The organism is Chryseobacterium sp. MYb264, assembly GCF_035974275.1.
Lineage (GTDB): Bacteria > Bacteroidota > Bacteroidia > Flavobacteriales > Weeksellaceae > Chryseobacterium.
In genome coordinates this window covers 1,108,036-1,130,876 of sequence record NZ_CP142422.1, presented here as the reverse complement: position 1 = coordinate 1,130,876, position 22,841 = coordinate 1,108,036, and the positions used below count along the sequence as shown (strand labels likewise).

Here is a 22,841-nt window from a genome sequence, read left to right as displayed (position 1 = left end):
TACCCTCGTTAGAAAAGTCAATATTTTTTACCTGTGTTGATTTTTTTATCATCGTAGGAAGAGGAAGTACCATAAGCTTTTTAGGGCACTCATCGATTTTACGCCTACTTTCTTCATCACCAGACGATCATATCAGGAGCTTCAATTAAAAAAAGTTTTAAGGTGAGTTAATCCAGCTAAATTGAACGTCTCTGGGGTTATTCTGAAAATTTTAAATTGAAAAATTAATTCGCTACAAATAAAATTCTTTAATTTTTTTTTAAGGAAATGTTAAGCTTTATGTGATATAATGTTATCTGTACGTTAACGCAGATCAAATTTTACGGGAATAATTTTGCCATACAAATTTGAAGTATAAAAAAATGAAAAAAATAATCTGTGCTATTGCATTATTATCTTTCAGCCTTGCTTTCGCTCAGGAAACAAGTTCTAAAATTTTCGGAAGACTAAGGGGAACGTCTTCTGAAATGACCATTAAGGTGGTTCACGTACCGACAAACAGTGTTTTTGAAACCAAAAGCAGCAAAAACGGACAGTTCAGTTTAGACAATCTACAACCCGGAGGTCCTTATTCTATTGAAGTTATAGATGGTTCTAAGGTGGTATACGCTAATCCGAATGTTCAGCTTTCACTGGGAAATAATGATCTTCCTGTCGTAGAAATCGGAGGCAGCAAAGAAAAGGTAATTGATGAAGTAAAACTGACTTCAAAAAGATCTACTCCTGCAAAATTTGGGGTGGGAATCAGTCAGGCACAGATTTCAGGACTTCCGAATATCAACAGAGGAATCCAGGATGTGACCAAGCTGGTTCCGCAAAGTGCGAATAACTCTTTCAACGGAACCAATTTCAGATATAATAACGTAACCATTGACGGTTCTATTAACAACGATGCCATTGGTTTTAGCCCTTCTTTAGGCGGCCAGACAGGAACTTCGGGAATGCCGGGAAGCAGTACGCGTTCAAATTCAATCAGTTTAGATGCTATTCAGGACGTGCAGGTGTATATTGCGCCTTATGATGTAAAATTGGGGAACTTTTTAGGAGGAAGCATTAACGCGGTAACCAGAAGCGGAAGCAATAATGTGGAAGGATCAATGTATGTTTATGGAAGAAATGCCTCGATTACCGGAAGAAACCGAATTGGCGATAACTCTAAAATGCCGAACTCTTTTGAAGATTTCATTTATGGTGGAAGGGTAGGATTGCCGGTGATAAAAGATAAATTATTCCTATTTACCAATCTTGAATACACCAAACGAACAGATCCTGTTTTTTATAATGCCAATGATCCGAATGCTTTGCTTAATGAAAATACGGCGCAGCAAATCTCAGATTTTGTGAGAAATAAATATGGATTTAATGTGGGAAGCTTCAACCAGTATAGCAATTTTTCCGAAAGTGCTAAACTTTTTAATAAATTAGACTGGAAAATTAATGATAAACATACCTTATCAATCAAAAATAATACGGTATTTTCTCAGGCTTCCAATCTTGAAAGAGACGGCGCTAACTTCCGCTTCTCAAGCATGGATTTTGTTCAAAAAAACAATGCTTCCACAACAACTTTAGAGTTGAAAAGCCGATTCAATTCTCAATGGAATAATAATTTGATCGTTGGTTATTCATCGATTCATGATTACAGAGATCCGACTTCGGAAAATGCAATGTTCCCACAGGTTGAAATTGCGTATAACGGAGGTACTATTTTGCTTGGAAACGACCGTGAGGCAACCGTTTTCAATATGAGACAGAAAACTTTTGAAATTACTGATAATTTAACTTATAAAACAGGGCATCATACCTTTTTGTTAGGAACCCACAACGAACTCTACAATATTGATTATGGCTTTGTCAATGCACTTAACGGAAGGATTTCCTATAAAAGTTTAAACGATTTTTATAATTCAAATCCGGCAAGAATAAGAGGAACGTATCCCTTTGACGGAGCCGACAGACAAAGCTTATTCGATAATCCTTATGCTCATTATAAAGTGAATTTGCTTTCGGCTTATCTTCAGGATGAGATCAATTGGGGAAGATTAAGGGTAACACCCGGTGTGAGGGTAGATTATACCGATTTACCAAACAAACCGCTTTTAAGTCAACAGGTTACAGGGTCGCCGACAGATCCAAATTTAGGAAATACGTATAGCTATACACCATTAAATCAGTTAACGAATAAATACCTCAACAAACCTACCATATCTCCGAGATTAGGGTTTACCTATGATGTAACAGAAGACAGATCGGTAGTTCTAAGAGGAGGGTCAGGAATTTTTGTCGGAAGAATACCTTTTGCATGGCTGGGTTATGCGTATTATAATGACGGGGTTGGTTTCGGAAGTTATGATTATAACGCTCCGACGGCTGCACAATTGGCCGCAAACGGAGATCCTCTGGTAAGTGGAAATTTCCCGAAATGGCAAAATTCATCAAAAGTTCAGGTAGATTTGGTGGATAATAATTTTAAAATGCCTAAAGTCTGGAGAAGTTCATTAGCAGTGGATTACACCGTTTCAGGATACAAGTTGACCTTAGAAGGAATTTATACAAAAGTTTTGTATGATCTGAAATTCCAGCAGGTGAATAAAACAGATAATGTAACGTATTTCAGCTATGATACCAACCATGAAATGCCGATCTACACGACCAATATCAACAGTAATTTTTCGAATGCCTATATGCTTTCCAACACGAAAGAAGGGTACAGATACAATGTAACAGCACAACTTTCTAAGGCGTATAATTTTGGGTTAAATTTCTTCGTGGCCTATACCTATGGTGATGCCAAAGATATCACTAATGGAATCAGAAATTCCATGGAAAGTAACTGGCAGATGAACCAATCTTTAACACCGAATGATCCTAAATTATCAACTTCCAACTTTGCTATTAAAAACAGAGTAGTTGCCAATTTGGGCTACTCGCTGCCGCTTTCTCAGTCAAACAGATTATCCGCTAATGTCTATTTTAATGCCCAGTCCGGAAATCCATTTTCATGGGGATTCATCAACAGCACCATTGCTAATACGGGACAGGCTGCTGGTTTAGCGTATGTCTTTAAAGATGCTGCTGAAGCCACAAAATATCTGGCACCGATAAAAGATGCTTCAGGAAATATTACGGTTACGACTGCTCAACAGGTTGCGGAATATGAAAAATTCGTGAATAATAATGAATATCTGAGCAGCAGAAGAGGGAAATTCACTGAGAGAAACGGTGATACAACGCCTTGGAATATTCAGGCAGATTTCAGAATCATGGATGAGATCAGATTAAGTGAGAAATCTAAAAATACGCTTCAGATCTCTTTAAGCATCATTAATGTGACCAATTTACTAAACAAGAACTGGGGGAAAGTATATTTTGTACCTAATACTTTCAATTCTACGGCGAGTGTGGGATTAACGAAAGTTGGAAATGTTGCGGCGGGACAGCCTTCAGCGGGAGATCCAACCTACAATTTTACCACTCCGGGTTCGCCTTATACGATCGATCAGTTTGCCTCAAGATTCCAGGCGCAGTTGGGAGTTCGATATAATTTTTAAACAGACTTTTATTTTTTACTTAATATATTCTTTCAAGACGTGAAGTCCGGATTTATTTCGGGCTTCTTTTCTGTATATTATCACTAGATATCTAGGTATATTTATTATATTTGTCCACTTAAAAAACAAACATTAAATAATTTTAAAAATCAACCATACAATGAAAAAGTTAATCACGGTATTTTCTGTAGCAGCGGGATTATTTCTTACATCAAACCTTGCGAATGCGCAACAAAAAATCGGTCATGTAAATTCTGATGATGTATTCAATAATCTTCCTGAGGCAAAAACTGCTGAAGCGAGCCTTGATACGTATACTAAAACAAAACAATCGGAGATCGAAAAGCTGATCACGAGCTATCAGACTAAATTGAAAGCGGCTCAGGATAAAGAAAAAACAATCAGCGAGGCTAATAAAGAAGCGGTAATTAAAGAACTTACAGCGGCACAGACAGAACTTCAGGAATTAGGGAAATCCATTGAAAGTACTCGTACAAAAGCGGCTCAGGATATTTCTCAAAAGCAAAACGAATTATTTGCTCCGATTCAGAAAAAAGTGGCAGGTATGATTTCAACGGTAGCTAAAGAAAAAGGATTGGCATATGTTTTTGATGTGGCAACTTCACAGGGAAACAGTCAGATTGCTTATTTAGACGGTGGTGAAGATATTACTCCAGATGTAAAATCTAAGTTGGGTGCTACGGCAGCAGCTCCTGCAAAAGGAAAAAAATAATTGATTATCAACTATTTGTAGATGAAAAATCCTTGACAGTTTCTGTCAAGGATTTATATTTTTAAAGTTTAGTAAATTAATAGAATAGTTCAAATTTGTAAAAATCTATTAATCGAGAGGTTTTCGGCCTGTAATAATATTATATAAAACTACAATAATGGCGATTACCAATAAAACGTGAACTAAATAACCGGTGCTCATACCTGGCACAACTCCTAACATTCCTAGTAGCCAAACGACAATGCAAATGACTGCGACTAGCCATAATAAACTTCTCATAACTAAATATTTTTAAGTGATTTGATTAAATGTATACACATACTATGCCTTTCTTATAAAATCGATCCTAAAACAGATACCACAAATTTAATTATGATGAAAAATATTTGGTTCTAAAAGAATAAAACTACAGCACTCCAAAATGCTTCAAAGCTAATTCAATTCCATGATTGTCAACTTCTTCGGTGGTAAAATCTGCAATTTCTTTCACGTTTTCATTAGCATTTCCCATAGCAACACCAATTTTTACAAATTTTAGCATCGAAATATCGTTTCCGCCGTCTCCAAAAGCCATGGTTTCAGAAACATCAATTCCAAAATGCTGACAGAAATTTTCAATTCCGTTTCTTTTACTGATTCCACCGGGATTTACATCGGCAAAAAGGGGAGTCCATCTCGACGCCACCGAATTCGGCATTACATTTTGCATAAAAACTTCTTCATCTTCAGGACCTAAAAAGATATTTGCCTGAAGAACATTGTCGATATCTACATTATTTTTATCGTGCAAAGGAGGAACGGGAAGATTCAGATGGGCATACATTCCCGCAACTTCAGGATTTACATCATTAATTTCCACCTTATTTTCATACATTAATGAAAAACTTAGAGGAGATTTTTCAGAATAGCTAATCAGTTTCTTTATATCTTCGGAATCAATGGCTTGTTTAAACATAATATTTCCGTCAGTTGTCATACAATATCCCCCGTTGAAGGTAATAAAACCATCGAAATCAATATGCTTGATATGATCCAAAGAATTAATAGAACGCCCGGTTGCCACGATTACTTTAATGCCTTTTTTACGAAGTTCTTTTATTGCGTTAACTGTGGATTCGGGAATTTTATTGGTTTTGAAACTGATCAAAGTACCGTCTACATCAAAAAATACGGCTTTAATATTTGGATTTTGAATAGAATTCATAGTAAATTTATTGTGAAAAATAGTTTAACGTATATTACAAAAATACGAACAATAATCTTATGATTAATGGTTTAAGCTTTTTATATAATCGTTAAATTTGATGTCCTTAAACTGATCGGTTTGGAAGAATTTATTAAACAAATTAACAGCTATTATCCACTTTCTGAGGAAAGTATTTCGCTATTACTACACATTTGCTCACATGAAAAGTTTGAAAAAAACACTTTACTGCTTGAGGAAGGGCAAATGGCGAGATATTATTATTTTATAAAATCCGGCTTAATGGGTTATTATAATTTGGATGAAAACGGAAATACAGTGTATAAAATATTCTTTGAAGAAAACAGTTTTGTGGCTTCCACATCAGCGATTATCAAGAATGAACCAAGCAAATTCAGCATTATCGCTTTAGAAGACTGTGAAGTGATAAAATATCCTGTGCATGTTTACAGAGAGCTTTTTCACAAACATCTCGATTTGGCTTTATTTCAGATTCATTATCTCGAAAAAAATTGGGTGGTAAAAAAAGAACCTTTGGAAATTTCTTTAAAGTATGAAACGGCAAAAACGAGATATTTAGCCTTAATGCAAAACAGATCTTTATTTCAAAGGCTGAAACAGCATCATATCGCCTCTTATTTAGGAATAACTCCAACGCAGCTAAGCAGAATAAGAAAAGAATTAAATCCATAGAAACGTCAACATATATTGATGTTTTTTCATTTTTTCATGAGCATTTTTGTATTGTTAAAACAAGCTTTATTTCATCATAAAGCAATTCGTTATTAAAATTTTACATTATGAAAAAGTTCATTCCTCTGTTATTGGTTTTCATTGCTGGAAGCCAGTTGTATTCACAGAAAATAATTCGTCAGGAAGTTTTCAGTCCTAAAATGAATAAAAAGATTAAAGTAATCATTATTACGCCGAATGCAGAAGTTCATAAAACGTATAATTCGGTGTACATTCTTCATGGTTACAGTGGAAATCCTGAAAGGACGTTGAAAGAAGACATTCCGGGACTGGCTGAAAAATCACAGAAATACGGGACGATCTATGTCCTGCCTGACGGGAATTTTAACAGTTGGTATGTCGATAGTCCGATTTTGAAAGATTCCCAATATCAGACTTTTATAGGAAAAGAACTGGTTGAATTCATTGATAAGAATTATCCTGTCAAAAAAGAAAAATCCCAAAGAGGAATTTTAGGATGGAGTATGGGCGGTTATGGAGCCACCAATATCGGCGTAACGTATCACAATACATTCGGAATCGTTGGAAGCTCTTGTGGCGCGCTGGATTTCAAAGTTTTTGGTGCCGCTTACAATCAATATAATGTAGATAAAGTGCTGGGACCATTTGATTTGTTAAAAAATAATTACCTGACCGACAGTAAAATTGATTTGATGAAAAAAGCTCAGCAACATTATATTTTCGATTGCGGAACAGAAGATGAGCAGATGATCGGACAAAACAGAAAATTTCATCAGACTTTAACCGAAAATAAAATCGAACATTTATACATCGAGTCTTTAGGGGAACACAATACTCCATATTGGAGTAAATCTTTAAGCAATCAACTGGTTTTATTTGAAAAATATTTTGGAAAATAAAATCAATCATTTTTAAACTACTCATTCATATTTTTGCCTTGTTACCAGCTCTTTGATTTTAATTAAATTGAAGAGCTGTTTATTTTTAGTAAATTTAATTTTTCATTCATCTTATTTACAATGCACACAGAATTTGAACCTCCTTTGGAATTACAGGATACCATCAAATGTTTTTGGTATAATGATACTGATTTTGGAGATCAGGAAACGAATTTTGAAGTGATTCCTGATGGTTTTGCAGAGATTATTTTTCATTTTGGTGAAGGGCTTCAAATTCTTCAGCAAGGAAATTTACAATCTTTACCGTCACCTTTCTTGGTTGGTTTGCTTAATCATCCTGCTCATTTTTATACAAAAAACCGATTACAGATTCTTGCGATACGATGTTTTCCCTGGACAGTTTTTGATTTGCTTAATTTAGATTCCACCAAAAAAGGAGTGGATACTTTTGACCATCCGATGGCACAACTCCAAGCTAAGCTACAGCATTTCATTAATGAAAATCAGATTCAAGAAGCGATTGATCTCATTAAAGAATATTTTTTGAATCTTGAAATATCAACCGACAGCACTCTTTATAAAGCCGGAATTGCCATGCGAAAAGCCAACGGAAGTATTCCAGTCAGCGAAATTGCGGATGCAGCCCATGCAACGGTGCGTACTTTGGAAAGAAAATTCAAACAGTCTTCCGGGCATACCGTGAAAGATGTTACGGGATTAATTCGTTTTGAGCAGGCCCGAAATACCTTATGGAGCCAGCCCGATTTTGTTCTCGCGGAATTGGCTTTGGAATTGGGATATACCGATCAGGCACATTTAAGTAGGGAATTCAAGCGCTACAGTGGCGTTACTCCGGGAACATTTGCCCGAAAAGCAAAGAAGGAACGAATTCCCAACCGTGAATTTGTCGCATTTATACAATCGTAAAATCCGGACATTTCAGAATTTTGCTTCAAATTAAAATAAACATATGAAAAATATTCTGAAAGATAAAAAAGTAGCGATCATCGGAGCCGGACCTGTGGGATTGACAATGGCGAGATTACTGCAACAAAATGGCGCAAACGTAAATGTCTTTGAACGAGATCAAGATGCCGAAACCCGAATTTGGGGAGGAACATTAGATCTTCATAAAGATTCTGGACAAATTGCGATGAAAAAAGCAGGTCTTTTAGAGCAATATTATAAAGCAGCTTTGCCTATGGGCATTAACATGGCAGATGAAAAAGGGAATATCTTGTCAACTATTGAAGTCGCTCCAGAACATCAGTTTGATAATCCCGAAATCAACAGAAATGACCTGAGAACCATTTTATTAAAAAGTTTAAATCAAGAAACAGTTATCTGGAATAGAAAATCAATTGATCTTCAACCCGTTAATAATCAATGGCAACTGGAATTTGAAAATCATCAACATGAAATTGCCGATTTTGTAATTATTGCCAACGGCGGCATGTCGAAAGCCAGAAATTATGTTACCGAAACGCTGGTTGAGGAAACGGGAACCATTATTATACAGGGAGATGTGGAGCAGCCGGAAATTAATTGTCCTGAATTTTTTAAATTATGTGATGGCAAACGATTAATGACTGCTCATAAAGGAACATTAATTGTCGCGAATCCTTTTAATAAAGAATCTTTAACCTACGGTGTCATTTTCAAAAAACCTGAAACTGAAATTAATTTCCAAAATCAGAAAGAAATCAGAACCTTTTTATTGAATCAATTTTCAGATTGGGATAAAATATATAAAGATCTGATCCTTTCCACCCACTTTTTTGTTGGATTGCCCACCAGAAAACTTCCTCTCAAAAATTTATGGAAACAAAATCGTCCTTTACCTATTACGTTAATTGGTGACGCTGCCCATCTAATGCCGCCATTTGCCGGACAGGGAGTGAATACGGGATTAATGGATGCTTTAGTCCTTTCCGAAAATTTAACAAACGGACAGTTTAAAAACATTGAAGAAGCTATTCAAGATTATGAAAAACAAATGTTTGTCTATGTTTCTGAAGCTCAGCGGGCCTCCAGTGAAAACGAAACAGAAATGCATAAATCAGATTTTTCTTTTATGAAATTGATGGAATATTAGAGGTACAGTTATTGCAAGTTTTTTCATACACCAAAACAATTTATTATGAAAAATCATCAAGAAAATGCAGTGCTCAATGATTTGCTGCATATTACCAATGACCGAATTCAGGGATTTGCAAAAGTGGAAGAGAAAATTTGGGAAAATTATCCCGATGTAAAACCTGAATATGCAAAAATGAATTCCCTTGCCACTGTTATGAAAAATGAATTGATCAATCTGATTACCGAAAATGGCGACGAAGCCAATGACTCATCCTCCGTTGCAGGAGCTTTGCACAGAACCTGGATCGATATTAAAAATTCATTTACCATCGGAAACACAGAAGAATCGACGCTTGAAAATGTAGTTTTCGGAGAAAAAGCAGCCATTGATGCATATCAAAAATCTATTGATAGTGGCGATCTTAGCGAAAAAAGTTTACCGATTGTTTCTGAACAGTTGAAAAACATTAAAGACTCTTATCATCAGTTCAAAGGTATGATTCAGTATAAAAATAATGACGAAGAACCTTTCGTTTAAAAATGTCCCGGACATTAAGAATTGTCTGGGATTTTTTTTATTTACTCCGTAATCTCCACCCAATTTCCTTCAGGATCTTCGACAATACTTTCGTAAAATCCATCACCGGTCACACGAGGTTCGCCCATAATTGTATAGCCGTCACTTCTTAAAGTATCGGTTAAAATATCTACTGAATTTCTATTTCCAACGGATATTGCGAGATGACAAAATCCCATTAAATGACCTCTCACAGAAAGATTCTCAATAATATCCGGACGTTTCATCAATTCCAGTTTTGTTGATTCATTTTCATTAAAACTTAAAAAATAAGATTCAAAGTTTCTTACAGGATTGATGTATTTTTCATTGCTTGTCATCCTGAAATACTTCATGTAAAACGCTTTCATTACCTCCAGATCTTTACACCAAATAGCAATATGTTCAATTTTTATATTCATAAATTAAGTTTTATTTAAAATAAATATATTGCAAATTAATGCAATTTTGCATTAATTTGCAATATTAAAATTATGAAGAATGAAAGACAATCAAATAATTAATGCGAAAAGAGCCACCCAGTTTATCTTTTTGGTATGCGGATTGGGAATTGCAAGCTGGGCTCCCATGGTTCCATTAGCAAAAGACAGATTAGGATTGAATGAGGCAGATTTAGGATTATTATTGCTGTTATTGGGATGCGGCGCATTAGTCATGATGCCGGTTTCCGGAGTTTTGATCAGTAAAATAGGTTCACGAAAAGTTATTTTAGGAAGTGTATTAGCCGCCGCTTTTATATTGCCGTGTTTATTGGTTATTTCAAACATTTATCTGATGGGATTGGCACTCTTTACTTTCGGATGCAGCATCGGAACCGTAGATGTAGCCATGAATGCACATGGAATTCAGGTTCAGAATATTTATGGGAAGCCTATTATGTCTTCGTTACATGGCTTATTTAGCGTAGGAGGCTTGTTCGGTTCTTTAGGGTTGGGATTTTTAATTAAATTAAGATTGAATCCCATCTATGCAGCGATCACAATTTCAGCTTTGCTGATATTTTTGTTGAGCATTCAGTTTAGATATTTATTTAATTATCAAACAGAAAAGGGAATTATTCTGCAATTTTCAAATATTGATGAAGAAAAAGCTGTTACAAGCCGTTTTCAGTGGTTTAATTCAACTGTTCTATTATTAGGATTAATGTGCTTCATCGTTTTCTTATCCGAAGGAGCTATGTTGGATTGGAGTGCTATCTTTTTAAGAGATAACAAAGGGGTGGCGGCGGAATTTGCGGGAATAGGATATGCCGCATTCTCAGTGGCAATGGCAGTAATGAGACTAACCGGAGATGCTTTAATCAGTAAATTAAACAGTAAAATTGTAGTCATTGGAGGAAGTATCATCGCTTCATCAGGAATTTTAATCCTAATTTTCAGTCCGTGGATTATTTTATCTTTACTCGGATTTATTCTCCTTGGCATTGGTGCGGCAAATATTGTCCCGGTTTTCTTCAGCGAAGGCGGAAAAATTTCAGGACTGTCACCAACGGTAAGTATCCCCGTTATTACGACCATGGGTTATGCCGGACAGTTGGCGGGGCCTGCTTTATTAGGATTTATTGCACATCATTTTTCTTTGACGATTGCCTTTGAAAGTATAGCTTTGCTGTTTATTGTGGTAGCTTTAATTTATAAATTCCGAAAAAACTCATCATCATGCTAAAAGAGGAGCGTTTTGAAATCATTATCAGTCAGTTGCAAGAAAATAAAAAAGTAAAATTTGAAGATCTCGCTTTGCTTTTAAAGGTTTCTGAAGACACGGTTCGACGAGATATCGATATTCTGCATCGCAACGGATTGCTATCCAAAGCCAGAGGCGGCGCTATTCTTCGCGAAAAAGATCCGCTGACTTTTCATGACCGACAATCTTTTCTCACCAAGGAAAAAGACATCATCGCCTTAAAAGCCCAACCGTTTTTAATAGATGGAATGACGGTTTTTATGGATGGCGGAACCACGATTTGCGCCGTGGTAAATTATATGCCTTTAGATATTAAATTAAGGATTATCACCAATAATTATTCGGTTATTCCGATATTGGAAAAATTCAAAAATGTAGAATTAATAATGCTTGGCGGTAATTACGAAGCCGATTTGGCAGTTACCTCAGGGATTACAACCTGCAACGAAGTTTCAAAATATATTGCTGATCTTTTTATCATGGGAACCTGCGCGATTGATGCGGGTTTTGGTGTTTCAGCAGTTTCCTTGACGGATGGCGAAACAAAAAAAGCAATGGTAGAATCTTCAAAAAAGATCGTTGCTGTCGCAAGCCAGAATAAATTGGGAAGGGCAGAAGCTTTTAAAGTATGTTCTATCAATAATATAGATAGTTTGATCACAGATTTAGATGCTAATCATCCTGAATTAGATTCATTCAGAAATTTAAATATCCAGATTATTTAGGAGAAAAAAGTAAACAAAGAGCTCTGAAAGAGTGAATTAAATCTAGATAGGATAAAATCCTGTCGAATAGGCCAGGTGATCGGTTGTTGGCTAATTCTATGCCACGAATGCACTCATTTTATTTCCCACGGATCGCACAGATTTTCAGATGCCGCTGTCTCTGTTGGCTTTTCGCAAAGACGCAAAGATATTTTTTAATACTCTATGTTTTTAAGGCGCAAGGATTTTATCAAAGATAAAATGGAAGGCTGAAAAATAATCGCCACGAATGCACGAATATTTTATTTACCAAGGATGCTGCTGTTGATTTTTTATTGCTTTATCTTTCTGGTCTTTTATCAATAGAACGGCTTGGTGAGCCTTAAAGCGGTTAGTTATCGAAAACCTTGGCGGACTTAGTGTTCAACATTTCAAGTGTAAAAAAAATCAATCTGTGTCATCTGCAAAACGAGCGAGAGCAAAAAATTAACATTAAAATTTCAACTCAGATGATAAGATCTTTTAGCATTGAAAAATAATACTTTCTGAAACAAAAAATAGGACTGGTAACACCAATCCTACCCCAACATGATTAAGTTAAATGACGCCTTTACAGGCCGAACAAGGAATTTTTAATGTACAAAAGATTTTTATTGATTCTTAATCCATGTTATTCATAAAAATGAAAACTTTAATATACCCTTCTGCAATATTTACAATTATAAAAATAGTATTAAATCGAGGTTTTTTATTGAAAAAATAGGGCGACCTGGATAAAAATACGGATGAAGTGTGGTTTTTGTGGGTTGAAATGTCTTTGTATCAAATGTGAGAATCTGATTAAGGCAATCATTCTAACCTTATCAATCAACGTTTCAACTGCTTTTTTCACCGTCTGACTTTTAAAACCGTTTTTTTCTTTAAATCAATATTTATCTTTACATTCATAAAACCACTGCGTAATTGTATGAACAGTAAAAAGAAAAACTTTTTAGACGGATTCAAAAAAAGGATAGTCATTTGGATCATTGCCTTTTTATTTTCCTACATATTCATCTATCTTATTGATCCTTTTTCGTATAAAGAGCTTCTTCACAAACCTTTTTCATATATCATTGAAGATATTTTTTGGATCTTTTTATTCTCAATCATTATTGCGGAAGTCAGCCTTTTTATAGATTATTATTTAGATAAGAAAATTTCCTGGCATACAAAGAGCAGTAAGAGGCTGATTACACAGACATTACTTCAGATCATCGGAAGTATCGTGATTGTTATCATCATTAATTTTATATTTTTTGAAGGTTGCGATAACCTTGGAAATATAGATTACAGGAAGGAAATTACGTTAATGTCTCAATGGATCGCGACCAATATTATTGTTTCTTTATTGATAAGTGCCATAAATACAGGAACTTTCCTTTTGGAAAATTGGAAAAAAACAGCTTTGGAAGCAACTCAACATAAATTAAAAGCTTCCGAACATAAAAGAGCGGCGATGGCGGCCGAACTTCAGGCTTTGAAATTGCAGATTGATCCACATTTCATATTCAATAATTTAAGTGTTTTGTCTGAACTTATTCTCGAAGATCAACAACTTGGTTATGAATACTCTGAAAGCTTTGCAAAAGTTTATCGTTATTTATTGGTTAATTCTAAAAAAGATACCATCACTTTAGAAGAAGAGTTGAAATTTTTAAATTCCTATATGTATTTAACAACAAAAAGAATCGGGGATGGGGTACATTTTCATATTTCGGTAAATAATGAGCTGAAACAGTTTTTACTGCCTCCTTTGGCGCTTCAGTTTTTGGTTGAAAATGCATTAAAACATAATCAGACTTCAAAATCCAATCCTCTCCAGATCAGAATTTATACCACAAGCGATCAGTATCTGGTAGTTCATAATTCTTTATCACCATTAATTAATAAAACAGAATCTGCCGGGATGGGCATTAAAAATATCATCAATCGGTTTGAATTTTTAGGCAATAAAAGACCTATTATTTTAAAAACTGATAAAGATTTCATCGCTAAAATTCCTCTATATGAAGATAAATAAAATTTTAATCGTTGAAGATGAAAAACCGAACGCAGATCGGTTAAAAAGATTATTGCTGAAGCTTAGGCCGAATCTTGAAATTCTCTCTGTAGAAGATTCCATTTCGTCCACCGTAGAATGGCTCAATAATAACGGTACGCCTGATATGATCATGCTCGATGTTCGCCTGGCAGACGGGTTGAGCTTTGAAATTTTCAATGAGTTTGACGTGAAAAGCCCTGTTATTTTTACTACGGCATATGATGAATACGCCGTAAAAGCTTTTAAATATAACAGTGTCGATTATTTATTGAAACCTATCGAGGAAGAAGAACTGGATGCAGCTCTTCGGACGTATGAAAATTTCATGGAAAACATCCCTTATCTGGGAAATGCGATTGAAGGATTACTCAACTATATTCAGCCTAAAGATTACAGAAAACGCTTTTTGTTGGCACATCGGGATGGTTATAAAACTGTTTTGGCAGAAGATATCCTGTATTTTTATACCGAACACGGCATCAGCAAAGCGATGTTAAATACAGGAACTATAGAGACTGTTCCCCAGACGCTGGAAGAACTGGACAAGCAGCTGGATCCTAAATCATTTTTCAGGGCTAACCGGCAGTTTATCATTCATATCGATTCTGTAAAGCAGGTTTTTAATCATTTTAACGGAAAACTGAAACTCGAACTGATCAAAAATCCTGAAATGGAAGTTATTGTAAGCCGTGAAAAGGCTTCTGCTCTCAAATCCTGGATGGACTATTAAATTTTAAATTATGAAAAACTATATATTTCTGGCCTGTGCCATTCTTCTGGAATCACTAGCTACTTCATTTTTGAAGGCTTCGGAAAATTTTACCAAGCCCTTGCAGACAGCCATTTTTGTTGTGGCGATGTCAGCATCATTTTATCTGTTAACTCATGCCATTAAAGTAATTCCCATAGGAATTGCCTACGCAATCTGGTCGGCGGTCGGGATTGTTCTCATCTCCCTAATCGGGTATTTTGTGTATAAACAGACCCTGGATGTTCCTGCCATCATCGGAATTCTTCTGATCGTTATGGGAGTTGTGGTTATTAATGTTTTTTCAAAATCGGCAACGCACTAGATGAAGTAAAAAGGGAAAAGTATAAAGAACCAAGTGGATGAAGTGAAAATAAAAAGTCCTGACTTTACTTGTCTCTTCAATAATAAAATAAATGCCTCGGAAAATTTCTGAGGCATTTTTAATAATATGATATAAAGAAACAAAAAGCCTGATGAAACCCAAACTTTCATAACTTCTTAAAGATAATAGTAAAGCAGACTCATTTTTGCAAATTTTACAGTGAAACGGAGAAAATGAATGTTCAAGCAGCATTTAATAAAAATGAAATGGATATAAGGTGTTTTAATCTCTTTCTAAGCTGAAAAACAGTCAAATCCTTTCATTTTAAATATGATGCACTTCAACGGTCATTAATTCCGCTTCACTTTATTTATCCGTCTGAAAAACTTTTCTATGCGGTTATTTTGCAGAAGATTACAAAACAAATCATCACATGAAGTATAAAAAAGTATATTGGGCACTCTCTCTTTCGATGGCTGCAATCATGTATTCCTGCAACTCCGGGAAAAGCCAGGAACCCGCGGAGCAGACAACTGCCATGCCGACAGATTTTATTCAGCTGCAATCTGGAAATGCAGATGTTTCTACAGGGTATCCCGGAAGTATCGAAGGGCAGGATAATGTAGATATTAAAGCTCAGGTTACAGGTTATCTTGAGGCGGTGTATGTAAAGGAAGGACAATATGTGAACAAAGGACAGACTTTATTTAAAATAAATCCTTCAGTTTATAATGAGCAGGTAAATAACAGCGAAGCCGCAGTGAAATCTGCACTGGCAAGTCAGGCTAGTGCTAAACTTGAAGTTGATAAATTAAAACCTTTAGTGGATGGCAATGTAGTTTCCGAAATGCAGCTTAAAACAGCACAGGCCAATTATCAGGCGGCTTCAGCTCAGGTTGCTCAGGCAAAGGCGGCTTTAGGTTCTTCAAAAATAAATGCGAATTTCACTTACATCAAAGCGCCTGTGAGCGGATATATCGGAAGAATCCCAAACCGAATCGGAAATTTGATCTCTTCTTCAGATTCTGCGCCGTTAACGACCCTTTCAAATATCAATACAGTGAATGTCTATTTTTCGATGAATGAAGCGGATTATATTAAATACAATAAATCTTCTTCTGAAAATAATACAGGAAACGTAGAATTAATTCTTGCTGATGGTTCAAAATACAACTATCAAGGGAAACTGGAAAATGCCAGTGGAAATTTCGACAGAAATACAGGAAGTATTCAAATGAAAGCTATTTTTCAAAACCCTGAAAAGTTGTTACGATCAGGCGGAACAGCAAGGTTGATGATTCATAAATATGTAAATGATGTTGTTAAAATTCCAAAAACGGCCGTAAAAGATATTCAGGATAAATTTTTTGTGTATCAATTAAATGGAACGAAAGTAAAAATGATTCCCGTTGAAGTTTCGGAAGGAACACCTCAGGATTATTTTGTTTCAGAGGGGATAAAAGCAGGTGATAAAATTGCCGTTAATAGAATCGATGCGCTTACCGATGGTGCGGATGTGGTTCCGAACGTGATTTCTGCCAAATAATTTAATCATTCAATCAAGAAAAAATTAACATGTTAAAAAAAATAATAGATCGCCCTGTTTTGGCAACCGTGATCTCCCTTATCATTGTGATTCTGGGAATTATCGGGCTGAATCAGCTGGCGGTAACGCGTTTTCCTGATATTTCACCGCCCACCATTACTGTTTCGGGCTCTTATCCGGGAGGAAATAGTGAGACCGTGATCCGTTCGGTAGTAACTCCGCTTGAAGAACAGATCAACGGGGTGGAAGATATGGAATATATTAAGTCTAACGCCAGTAATGACGGTTCTTTCTCGATCTCCATTATATTTAAACAGGGAGTCAATGCAGATCAGGCGGCGGTAAATGTGCAGAACAGAGTACAGCAGGCAACGCCAATTTTGCCTCAGGAAGTGATCCGAATGGGTTTAACGACTTCCAAACAGCAGAACAGTATGGTGATGATCTTCAATATTTATACGGAAGACAATAAAAAATATGACGAGAGATTTTTGCAGAATTATGCCAATATCAACCTGATTCCGCAGGTGAAAAGAGTAAAAGGAGTCGGGCAGGCGCAGGTTTTCGGACTTAAAGATTATTCCATGCGAATTTGGCTGAATCCTCAGAAAATGTCTTCGTATAGCTTGGAGCCTTCGGATATTTCGAATGCCATTGCCGATCATAGTCTGGAATCGGCACCCGGAAAATTGGGTGAGGAGTCCAATGCTGCTCTGGAATACGTCATCCGATATAAAGGAAAGAAAAACAAACCCGATCAATATGAAAATATCGTGGTGAAAAATGACGGCACTCAGCTCATCAGGTTAAAAGACGTGGCAAGAGTGGAATTTGGGGCTATTTCTTACAGCGGCGACAACCTTTCGAATGGGAAAAATGCGGTAACCATCGCTATTATGCAGACCACGGGTTCTAATGCCAATGATATTGAAGTTGGAATTAATAAAACCCTAGAAAAACTGGAAAAATCATTTCCTCCCGATGTAAAAGTGACTAAGGTCATGAGTACCAAAGATAAGCTGGATGAAGCGACTGGACAGGTAAAATCGACTTTAATTGAGGCTTTTATTCTGGTATTTATAGTGGTTTTGCTTTTCCTTCAGGATTTCAGATCTACCATCATTCCAGCGGTGGCAGTTCCTGTCGCAATTGTTGGAACATTCTTTTTCCTTCTGATTTTAGGATTTACCATTAATGTGTTGACTCTTTTCGCATTGGTTTTAGCCATCGGTATCGTAGTAGATGATGCAATTGTTGTAGTAGAAGCTGTTCACAGTAATATGGAAGGAACGAATCTTTCGGGAAAAGAAGCTACGCATAAAGCGATGCATGAGATTACGGGAGCCGTGGTTTCAATCACTTTGGTCATGTCTGCAGTATTTATTCCTATCGGATTTATGTCGGGTTCTGCGGGACTGTTCTATAAGCGGTTTGCATATACTTTAGCGATTGCGATTATCATTTCGGCGGTGAATGCTTTAACGTTAACACCTGCTTTATGTGCCGTTTTTCTTAAAAATAACCATTCCGGAAATCAGTATGAAGAGACAAAAAGTTTTACCAAAAGATTTTCAATGGCTTTCAATGCCGGTTTTAATAATATGACGAACCGTTATGTAAAGGGATTAAGATTTTTAGTTAAACGCAAATGGCTTGCAGGAGGTTTCGTGGTCGGAATTATTGCTTTAGCTGCTTGGTTAATGACGAGCACACCACGAAGTTTTGTTCCGATGGAAGATGACGGACTAATGATGTACACCTTAAGCATGCCTCCCGGAACAGGTTTAACAAAAACAACAGAAGTAACCGAAAGGGTAAATACGATTTTCAAATCTATTCCGGCTGTGGAGACCAATACATCCATTACAGGATTTAATCTGCTAAGCAATAGTGCCGGACCGGCGTATGCGATGGGATTTGTGAAATTAAAACCTAAAAAAGAAAGAGGAGAAATTCATGATATTGATGCCATAATGAATATAATCAATGAAAAACTTTCTGTTATTAAAGAAGGAAGTGTGATGACTTTCAGAATGCCACCGGTAGAAGGCTACGGAGTAACCAATGATGCAGAAATTGTTTTGCAGGACCGTATGGGAAGAGATCCGCAGGTACTGAAAGCCAAGGCCGATGAGGTAATCAGCCAGCTGATGAAGATCCCTGAGGTTGGTTTTGCGTACACCATGTTCCGTGCCGATTATCCTCAACTGGAATTAGAGGTTAATGAAGACAAGGCAAAACAGTTGGGCGTAAGTATTTCCAGCTTATTAGGAACCATTCAGACTTATTTTTCAGGAGATCAGTCGCAGAACTTTTCAAGATTCGGGAAATTTTACCGTGTGAATATTAAAGCTGACGGAATTTTCAGAATGGATGAAACTGCTTTCAACGATATTTTCGTGAAAAATAATAAAGGAGAAATGGTGCCAGCCAATACCTTGATTACCTTAAATAAAGTATACGGCCCGGAATCGGTGCAACGGTACAATTTATACAACTCTTTAAATATCAATGTGACTCCAAAACCGGGTGTAAGTAACGGAGAGTTGATTACTAAGCTTGAAAATACTTTAGACAAACTTCCTTCCGACTACAGTTATGAATGGACCGGTTTAAGCTTAGAAGAAAAATCATCTAGCGGACAGACGATTGCTATTTTCGGACTTTGTTTATTGTTCGTTTATCTTTTATTGGCGGGACAATATGAAAGTTATATTCTGCCTTTAGCGGTAATGCTTTCCATTCCAACAGGAGTTGTCGGTGCATTTTTAGGTATAAAAGCGATTGGATTTGATAATAATATATATGTGCAGGTCGGTTTGATCATGCTGATCGGGCTCTTAGCCAAAAATGCCATTCTGATTGTAGAATTTGCTGTTCAAAGAAGAAAATCAGGATTGTCGATTGTTGAATCTGCATTGGAAGGTGCAAAAGCGAGATTGAGACCCATTATCATGACCTCATTGGCTTTCATTGTGGGAATGGTTCCGCTGATGCTTTCAGCAGGAGGGATGGCTTCAGGAAATAAGTCTATCAGCGTAAGTGCGGCGATGGGAATGTTTAGCGGAGTAGTGTTAGGAATTTTTGTGATTCCTATATTATATATGTTGTTTCAGTTTCTTGATGAAAAAATTTCTTAAAAAAAGCTTCTGTATCACAAAATCAACTTTCAAATGAAAATATCTAATATTAAATCAATTTTCCTTGCAGGAGCTACCGTCTCTTTTATGATGTCATGCTCGGTGGGAAAAACCTATACCCAACCAGATCTTGAAATTCCTGAAAATTATAATCAACAGGTAAAAGTAACGGGTGACAGCATCATCTTACCTTGGAAAACATTTTTTAAAGATCCAAAACTGATTGGTTTAATTGAAAAAGCTTTAACCAGAAATAATGAGATCCACATGGCATTGAAAAATATTGAGCAATTGGATCTGGCATATAAGCAGGCGAAGAACACGTTGATGCCCACCGTAGATTTCAGCGCGGGCGCTAACAGAAGTTGGGCTTCCAAAAACAGTTTAAACGGTTCTTTGAATGAGCAGTTTACCGGGAATAAATATCTGGATGATTTCAGTGCAGGTCTGAGGCTTTCCTGGGAAGTAGATATTTGGGGCAAAGCTAAAAAGCAGAAAGAATCTGCTGCTGCAGACTATTTTGCTCAAAAAGAAAATGTAAACGCCATCCAAAGCAGGATTATTGTTCAGGTCGCACAGGCTTACTATAATCTCATGAGCCTTGATGAACAGTTAAGAATTGCCAGGCAGAATATTGAGCTTAGTGACAAAACACTGCAGATGATGAAGCTTCAGTATACGGCAGGACAGATTAATTCATTAGCGATTCAGCAATCGGAAGCGCAAAAGAAAACGGCAGAACTTCTCGTTCCTCTGGCGCAGCAAAATATTTCCGTGCAGGAAAATGCGCTGAGTATTCTTTGCGGAGAGTATCCTGCGTATGTTGAAAGATCAGAAGGCATCACCCGTAGGATCTCCGAAAATTCTCTGACAGCGGAAGTTCCTGCAAAATTACTTAGCCGGAGACCGGATCTGAAAGCTGCAGAATTGAATGTTATTAGTCTGAATGCGAAAACTGGACTCGCAAAAGCAGCGATGTATCCGAGTATCAGCCTGTCACCACAAATTGGAGTCAATTCATTTAAGGTCAATACATGGTTCGACCTTCCCGGTTCTCTTACCAAAACGCTTGCGGCCAATTTGGCGATGCCGATTTTACAGAAAAGACAATTGAAAACAGCGTATCAGACAGCGATTATTGAACAGGAAAAGGCCGTGATTACTTTTAAGCAGACGATGATGACCGCTGTGGGGGAAGTTTCTGATGCAATGGCCAAATCCAAAGGAAGTACAGAGAGATTAGCTTTGTTACATGAACGGACACAAATTCTCGAAAAAGGAATAACAGATGCTTTAAAATTATATAAAAGTGGGATGGCAACTTATCTAGAAGTCATCACTGCACAGAACAATAAGCTTCAAAATGATTTGGAACAAAACAGCGTCATTTTGGAAAAATTAAATGCGGAAGTTGAACTCTATCGGGCGTTGGGCGGAGGAATTCAATAAAAAATTAAAGAAAACTCATTATATTTTTCATCATTTTTAATCTGAAAAGTTCGTTTTATTAATAAAACGAACTTTATTTTTTAATAAAAATTAAAATTATAAATAATTCAATTAAATTAGAATTATTATTTTTAATCCTAACAAAATCAAATAAATAAGCTAGGGAATGATTTATTCAATAAATTCCGTTTATATTAATGAAATATTAAATTATATTTTTATTTTAATATTTTTTTGAAAATTAATTTGAAATAAAATAATTATTCCTATCTTAGTGATGTATTAATCACATAAAAAAAAGTCATGAAAAACTTCAAAAAATTAGACAGAAATGAGTTGAAAACTATTTCAGGAAACGGATTACTTGATCCAATCGGTGGTTTAGTTGGTGGTCTTGTAGGGGCTATCGGCGGTGCCGTAGGTGGAGTAGTAGGTGTAGTTGGCGGTGCTGTCGGCGGTGTAGTAGGTGCTGTAGGTGGTGCCGTTGGAGGGGTAGGTACAGTAGTAGAAGGTACACTTTGCCAGGTACAGTGCGTTGTAGGAGGAGTAGTTCAAATTAAACTTCTTTCTTGCGGCTCTGCTTGCTAATTAAATAACAAGTAAAGTAAAGGTGTAACCGCTCTGAAAAGAGCGGTTTTTTTATCAACTAAGGAACGGTGCCTGTACTTTGAATATCGGATGTTTATGAATTGTAAATCTATAAAGATTTAATACAATTTTTAAAGAAAAATATTTCAAAATAATATAATTATTCATATCTTAGTGATGTATTAATCATTAAAAAAAAAGTCATGAAAAATTTCAAAAAACTAGACAGAAATGAGCTAAAAACAATTACTGGAGATGGTCTGCTTGACGGTCTTGGAGGGCTTATAGGCGGTATCGGTGGTGCCGTGGGCGGCGCTATCGGAGGAGTTGGTGGTGTTGTTGGCGACCTTGTAGGAGGTGTTGTAGGTACTGTAGGCGGTGTTGTAACGGGTGTTGGCGGCGTATTGGAAGGAACATTGTGTAATGTACAGTGTGTCGTAAACGGAGTCATCCAAATCAAGCTTTTGAATTGTAACGCTTCTTGCTAATCCAGCAGACATAGTAAATAACAGCCGTTCTTTTAGAGCGGTTTTTTTATGTTTGGCATAATAAAATTTTTTACATGATTATGTGATCAAGCGCAAAACTTGGGGACTAAGCAAAAAGGTTAACTCATCAGAACGTTTTTTGTTACTCTCGCAGATTTTGCAAATGATGCAGATTTTTTCCTTACACTTTACATATTGAACACCAGGGCTCTACAAGTTTTTTGACAACTCCCCATTTTTAATTCTCACCAAACCTTTCTACCTATAAAAGACCGCAAAGGTTAAACAAAGAAAATCAACGATACCATCTGTGGAAAATCTATGCGATCT

At 36.3% G+C, this 22,841-nt stretch carries 20 protein-coding genes; 17 read left to right on the top strand and 3 right to left on the bottom strand.

Translation table 11 applies throughout. From position 1 onward, the window contains the following. Positions 1 to 362 precede the first annotated feature (362 nt). Positions 363 to 3,551 (top strand): TonB-dependent receptor, encoded by a 3,189-nt coding sequence (locus VUJ46_RS04990; protein WP_326983898.1) that lies wholly within the window; start codon positions 363 to 365, stop codon positions 3,549 to 3,551. Between the two features lie 160 nt (positions 3,552 to 3,711). Continuing rightward, complete coding sequence (locus VUJ46_RS04985) at positions 3,712 to 4,284, top strand: OmpH family outer membrane protein (RefSeq protein ID WP_326983897.1); 573 nt, start codon at positions 3,712 to 3,714, stop codon at positions 4,282 to 4,284. Positions 4,285 to 4,392: 108 nt separating this feature from the next. Here the strand turns inward: VUJ46_RS04985 and VUJ46_RS04980 are convergent, their stop codons facing one another. Next, the gene (locus VUJ46_RS04980; RefSeq protein WP_267403083.1) at positions 4,393 to 4,563 is read right to left on the bottom strand and encodes a lmo0937 family membrane protein; all 171 of its coding nucleotides are present in this window, start codon (positions 4,561 to 4,563) and stop codon (positions 4,393 to 4,395) included. Between the two features lie 127 nt (positions 4,564 to 4,690). Further along, positions 4,691 to 5,488 (bottom strand): Cof-type HAD-IIB family hydrolase, encoded by a 798-nt coding sequence (locus VUJ46_RS04975; protein ID WP_326983896.1) that lies wholly within the window; start codon positions 5,486 to 5,488, stop codon positions 4,691 to 4,693. Between the two features lie 120 nt (positions 5,489 to 5,608). Between VUJ46_RS04975 and VUJ46_RS04970 the strand changes: the two genes are divergently transcribed. From VUJ46_RS04970 to VUJ46_RS04950, 5 genes are all read left to right on the top strand, one after another. Further along, positions 5,609 to 6,181: a Crp/Fnr family transcriptional regulator gene (locus VUJ46_RS04970; RefSeq protein ID WP_326983895.1), complete on the top strand. Its 573-nt coding sequence runs from the start codon at positions 5,609 to 5,611 to the stop codon at positions 6,179 to 6,181. Positions 6,182 to 6,288: 107 nt separating this feature from the next. Further along, positions 6,289 to 7,101, top strand: a complete 813-nt coding sequence (locus VUJ46_RS04965; protein ID WP_326983894.1) for an alpha/beta hydrolase — start codon at positions 6,289 to 6,291, stop codon at positions 7,099 to 7,101. Between the two features lie 120 nt (positions 7,102 to 7,221). Next, a complete protein-coding gene (locus VUJ46_RS04960) occupies positions 7,222 to 8,028 on the top strand; it encodes an AraC family transcriptional regulator (protein WP_326983893.1) in 807 nt (268 codons plus the stop codon). A 43-nt stretch (positions 8,029 to 8,071) separates the two neighbouring features. Beyond that, positions 8,072 to 9,196 carry an FAD-dependent oxidoreductase gene (locus tag VUJ46_RS04955; RefSeq protein ID WP_326983892.1) on the top strand — a complete coding sequence of 375 codons (1,125 nt, stop codon included), beginning with the start codon at positions 8,072 to 8,074 and terminating at the stop codon, positions 9,194 to 9,196. A gap of 45 nt (positions 9,197 to 9,241) precedes the next feature. Further along, entirely contained in the window at positions 9,242 to 9,718 is a 477-nt protein-coding gene (locus VUJ46_RS04950; protein ID WP_326983891.1) for a PA2169 family four-helix-bundle protein, read from the top strand. Between the two features lie 41 nt (positions 9,719 to 9,759). On the opposite strand, the gene VUJ46_RS04945 is transcribed toward VUJ46_RS04950, so the two are convergent. Then, positions 9,760 to 10,158 carry a VOC family protein gene (locus VUJ46_RS04945; protein ID WP_326983890.1) on the bottom strand — a complete coding sequence of 133 codons (399 nt, stop codon included), beginning with the start codon at positions 10,156 to 10,158 and terminating at the stop codon, positions 9,760 to 9,762. Between the two features lie 79 nt (positions 10,159 to 10,237). On the opposite strand from VUJ46_RS04945, the gene VUJ46_RS04940 reads away from it, so the two are divergent. The 10 genes from VUJ46_RS04940 to VUJ46_RS04895 all read left to right on the top strand — a co-directional run bounded on the left by VUJ46_RS04940 (position 10,238) and on the right by VUJ46_RS04895 (position 22,511). Further along, positions 10,238 to 11,422 carry an MFS transporter gene (locus VUJ46_RS04940; RefSeq protein WP_326983889.1) on the top strand — a complete coding sequence of 395 codons (1,185 nt, stop codon included), beginning with the start codon at positions 10,238 to 10,240 and terminating at the stop codon, positions 11,420 to 11,422. Then, positions 11,416 to 12,165 (top strand): DeoR/GlpR family DNA-binding transcription regulator, encoded by a 750-nt coding sequence (locus tag VUJ46_RS04935; RefSeq protein WP_326983888.1) that lies wholly within the window; start codon positions 11,416 to 11,418, stop codon positions 12,163 to 12,165. The genes VUJ46_RS04940 and VUJ46_RS04935 overlap by 7 nt, the downstream gene beginning before the upstream one ends. A gap of 946 nt (positions 12,166 to 13,111) precedes the next feature. Further along, a complete protein-coding gene (locus VUJ46_RS04930; RefSeq protein WP_326983887.1) occupies positions 13,112 to 14,206 on the top strand; it encodes a sensor histidine kinase in 1,095 nt (364 codons plus the stop codon). Next, the gene (locus tag VUJ46_RS04925) at positions 14,193 to 14,957 is read left to right on the top strand and encodes a LytR/AlgR family response regulator transcription factor (protein ID WP_326983886.1); all 765 of its coding nucleotides are present in this window, start codon (positions 14,193 to 14,195) and stop codon (positions 14,955 to 14,957) included. The genes VUJ46_RS04930 and VUJ46_RS04925 overlap by 14 nt, the downstream gene beginning before the upstream one ends. 10 nt (positions 14,958 to 14,967) lie before the next feature. Next, complete coding sequence (locus tag VUJ46_RS04920; protein WP_326983885.1) at positions 14,968 to 15,300, top strand: DMT family transporter; 333 nt, start codon at positions 14,968 to 14,970, stop codon at positions 15,298 to 15,300. Positions 15,301 to 15,733: 433 nt separating this feature from the next. Continuing rightward, on the top strand, positions 15,734 to 16,846 hold the full coding sequence (locus VUJ46_RS04915) for an efflux RND transporter periplasmic adaptor subunit (protein WP_326983884.1): 1,113 nt from the start codon (positions 15,734 to 15,736) through the stop codon (positions 16,844 to 16,846). A 29-nt stretch (positions 16,847 to 16,875) separates the two neighbouring features. Next, positions 16,876 to 19,986 (top strand): efflux RND transporter permease subunit, encoded by a 3,111-nt coding sequence (locus tag VUJ46_RS04910; protein ID WP_326983883.1) that lies wholly within the window; start codon positions 16,876 to 16,878, stop codon positions 19,984 to 19,986. Positions 19,987 to 20,019: 33 nt separating this feature from the next. Beyond that, the gene (locus VUJ46_RS04905) at positions 20,020 to 21,435 is read left to right on the top strand and encodes a TolC family protein (RefSeq protein ID WP_326983882.1); all 1,416 of its coding nucleotides are present in this window, start codon (positions 20,020 to 20,022) and stop codon (positions 21,433 to 21,435) included. A 303-nt stretch (positions 21,436 to 21,738) separates the two neighbouring features. Then, a complete protein-coding gene (locus tag VUJ46_RS04900; RefSeq protein ID WP_326983881.1) occupies positions 21,739 to 22,023 on the top strand; it encodes a bacteriocin-like protein in 285 nt (94 codons plus the stop codon). A gap of 203 nt (positions 22,024 to 22,226) precedes the next feature. After that, entirely contained in the window at positions 22,227 to 22,511 is a 285-nt protein-coding gene (locus VUJ46_RS04895; RefSeq protein WP_326983880.1) for a bacteriocin-like protein, read from the top strand. Positions 22,512 to 22,841: the final 330 nt, after the last annotated feature.

Excerpts from the sequence above, each read along its gene's own strand:
- VUJ46_RS04990 (WP_326983898.1), top strand. The coding sequence starts at position 363 with ATGAAAAAAATAATCTGTGCTATTGCATTATTATCTTTCAGCCTTGCT.
- VUJ46_RS04985 (WP_326983897.1), top strand. The coding sequence starts at position 3,712 with ATGAAAAAGTTAATCACGGTATTTTCTGTAGCAGCGGGATTATTTCTT.
- VUJ46_RS04980 (WP_267403083.1), bottom strand. The coding sequence starts at position 4,563 with ATGAGAAGTTTATTATGGCTAGTCGCAGTCATTTGCATTGTCGTTTGG.
- VUJ46_RS04975 (WP_326983896.1), bottom strand. The coding sequence starts at position 5,488 with ATGAATTCTATTCAAAATCCAAATATTAAAGCCGTATTTTTTGATGTA.
- VUJ46_RS04965 (WP_326983894.1), top strand. The coding sequence starts at position 6,289 with ATGAAAAAGTTCATTCCTCTGTTATTGGTTTTCATTGCTGGAAGCCAG.
- VUJ46_RS04960 (WP_326983893.1), top strand. The coding sequence starts at position 7,222 with ATGCACACAGAATTTGAACCTCCTTTGGAATTACAGGATACCATCAAA.
- VUJ46_RS04955 (WP_326983892.1), top strand. The coding sequence starts at position 8,072 with ATGAAAAATATTCTGAAAGATAAAAAAGTAGCGATCATCGGAGCCGGA.
- VUJ46_RS04950 (WP_326983891.1), top strand. The coding sequence starts at position 9,242 with ATGAAAAATCATCAAGAAAATGCAGTGCTCAATGATTTGCTGCATATT.
- VUJ46_RS04945 (WP_326983890.1), bottom strand. The coding sequence starts at position 10,158 with ATGAATATAAAAATTGAACATATTGCTATTTGGTGTAAAGATCTGGAG.
- VUJ46_RS04940 (WP_326983889.1), top strand. The coding sequence starts at position 10,238 with ATGAAAGACAATCAAATAATTAATGCGAAAAGAGCCACCCAGTTTATC.
- VUJ46_RS04935 (WP_326983888.1), top strand. The coding sequence starts at position 11,416 with ATGCTAAAAGAGGAGCGTTTTGAAATCATTATCAGTCAGTTGCAAGAA.
- VUJ46_RS04930 (WP_326983887.1), top strand. The coding sequence starts at position 13,112 with ATGAACAGTAAAAAGAAAAACTTTTTAGACGGATTCAAAAAAAGGATA.
- VUJ46_RS04925 (WP_326983886.1), top strand. The coding sequence starts at position 14,193 with ATGAAGATAAATAAAATTTTAATCGTTGAAGATGAAAAACCGAACGCA.
- VUJ46_RS04920 (WP_326983885.1), top strand. The coding sequence starts at position 14,968 with ATGAAAAACTATATATTTCTGGCCTGTGCCATTCTTCTGGAATCACTA.
- VUJ46_RS04915 (WP_326983884.1), top strand. The coding sequence starts at position 15,734 with ATGAAGTATAAAAAAGTATATTGGGCACTCTCTCTTTCGATGGCTGCA.
- VUJ46_RS04910 (WP_326983883.1), top strand. The coding sequence starts at position 16,876 with ATGTTAAAAAAAATAATAGATCGCCCTGTTTTGGCAACCGTGATCTCC.
- VUJ46_RS04905 (WP_326983882.1), top strand. The coding sequence starts at position 20,020 with ATGAAAATATCTAATATTAAATCAATTTTCCTTGCAGGAGCTACCGTC.
- VUJ46_RS04900 (WP_326983881.1), top strand. The coding sequence starts at position 21,739 with ATGAAAAACTTCAAAAAATTAGACAGAAATGAGTTGAAAACTATTTCA.
- VUJ46_RS04895 (WP_326983880.1), top strand. The coding sequence starts at position 22,227 with ATGAAAAATTTCAAAAAACTAGACAGAAATGAGCTAAAAACAATTACT.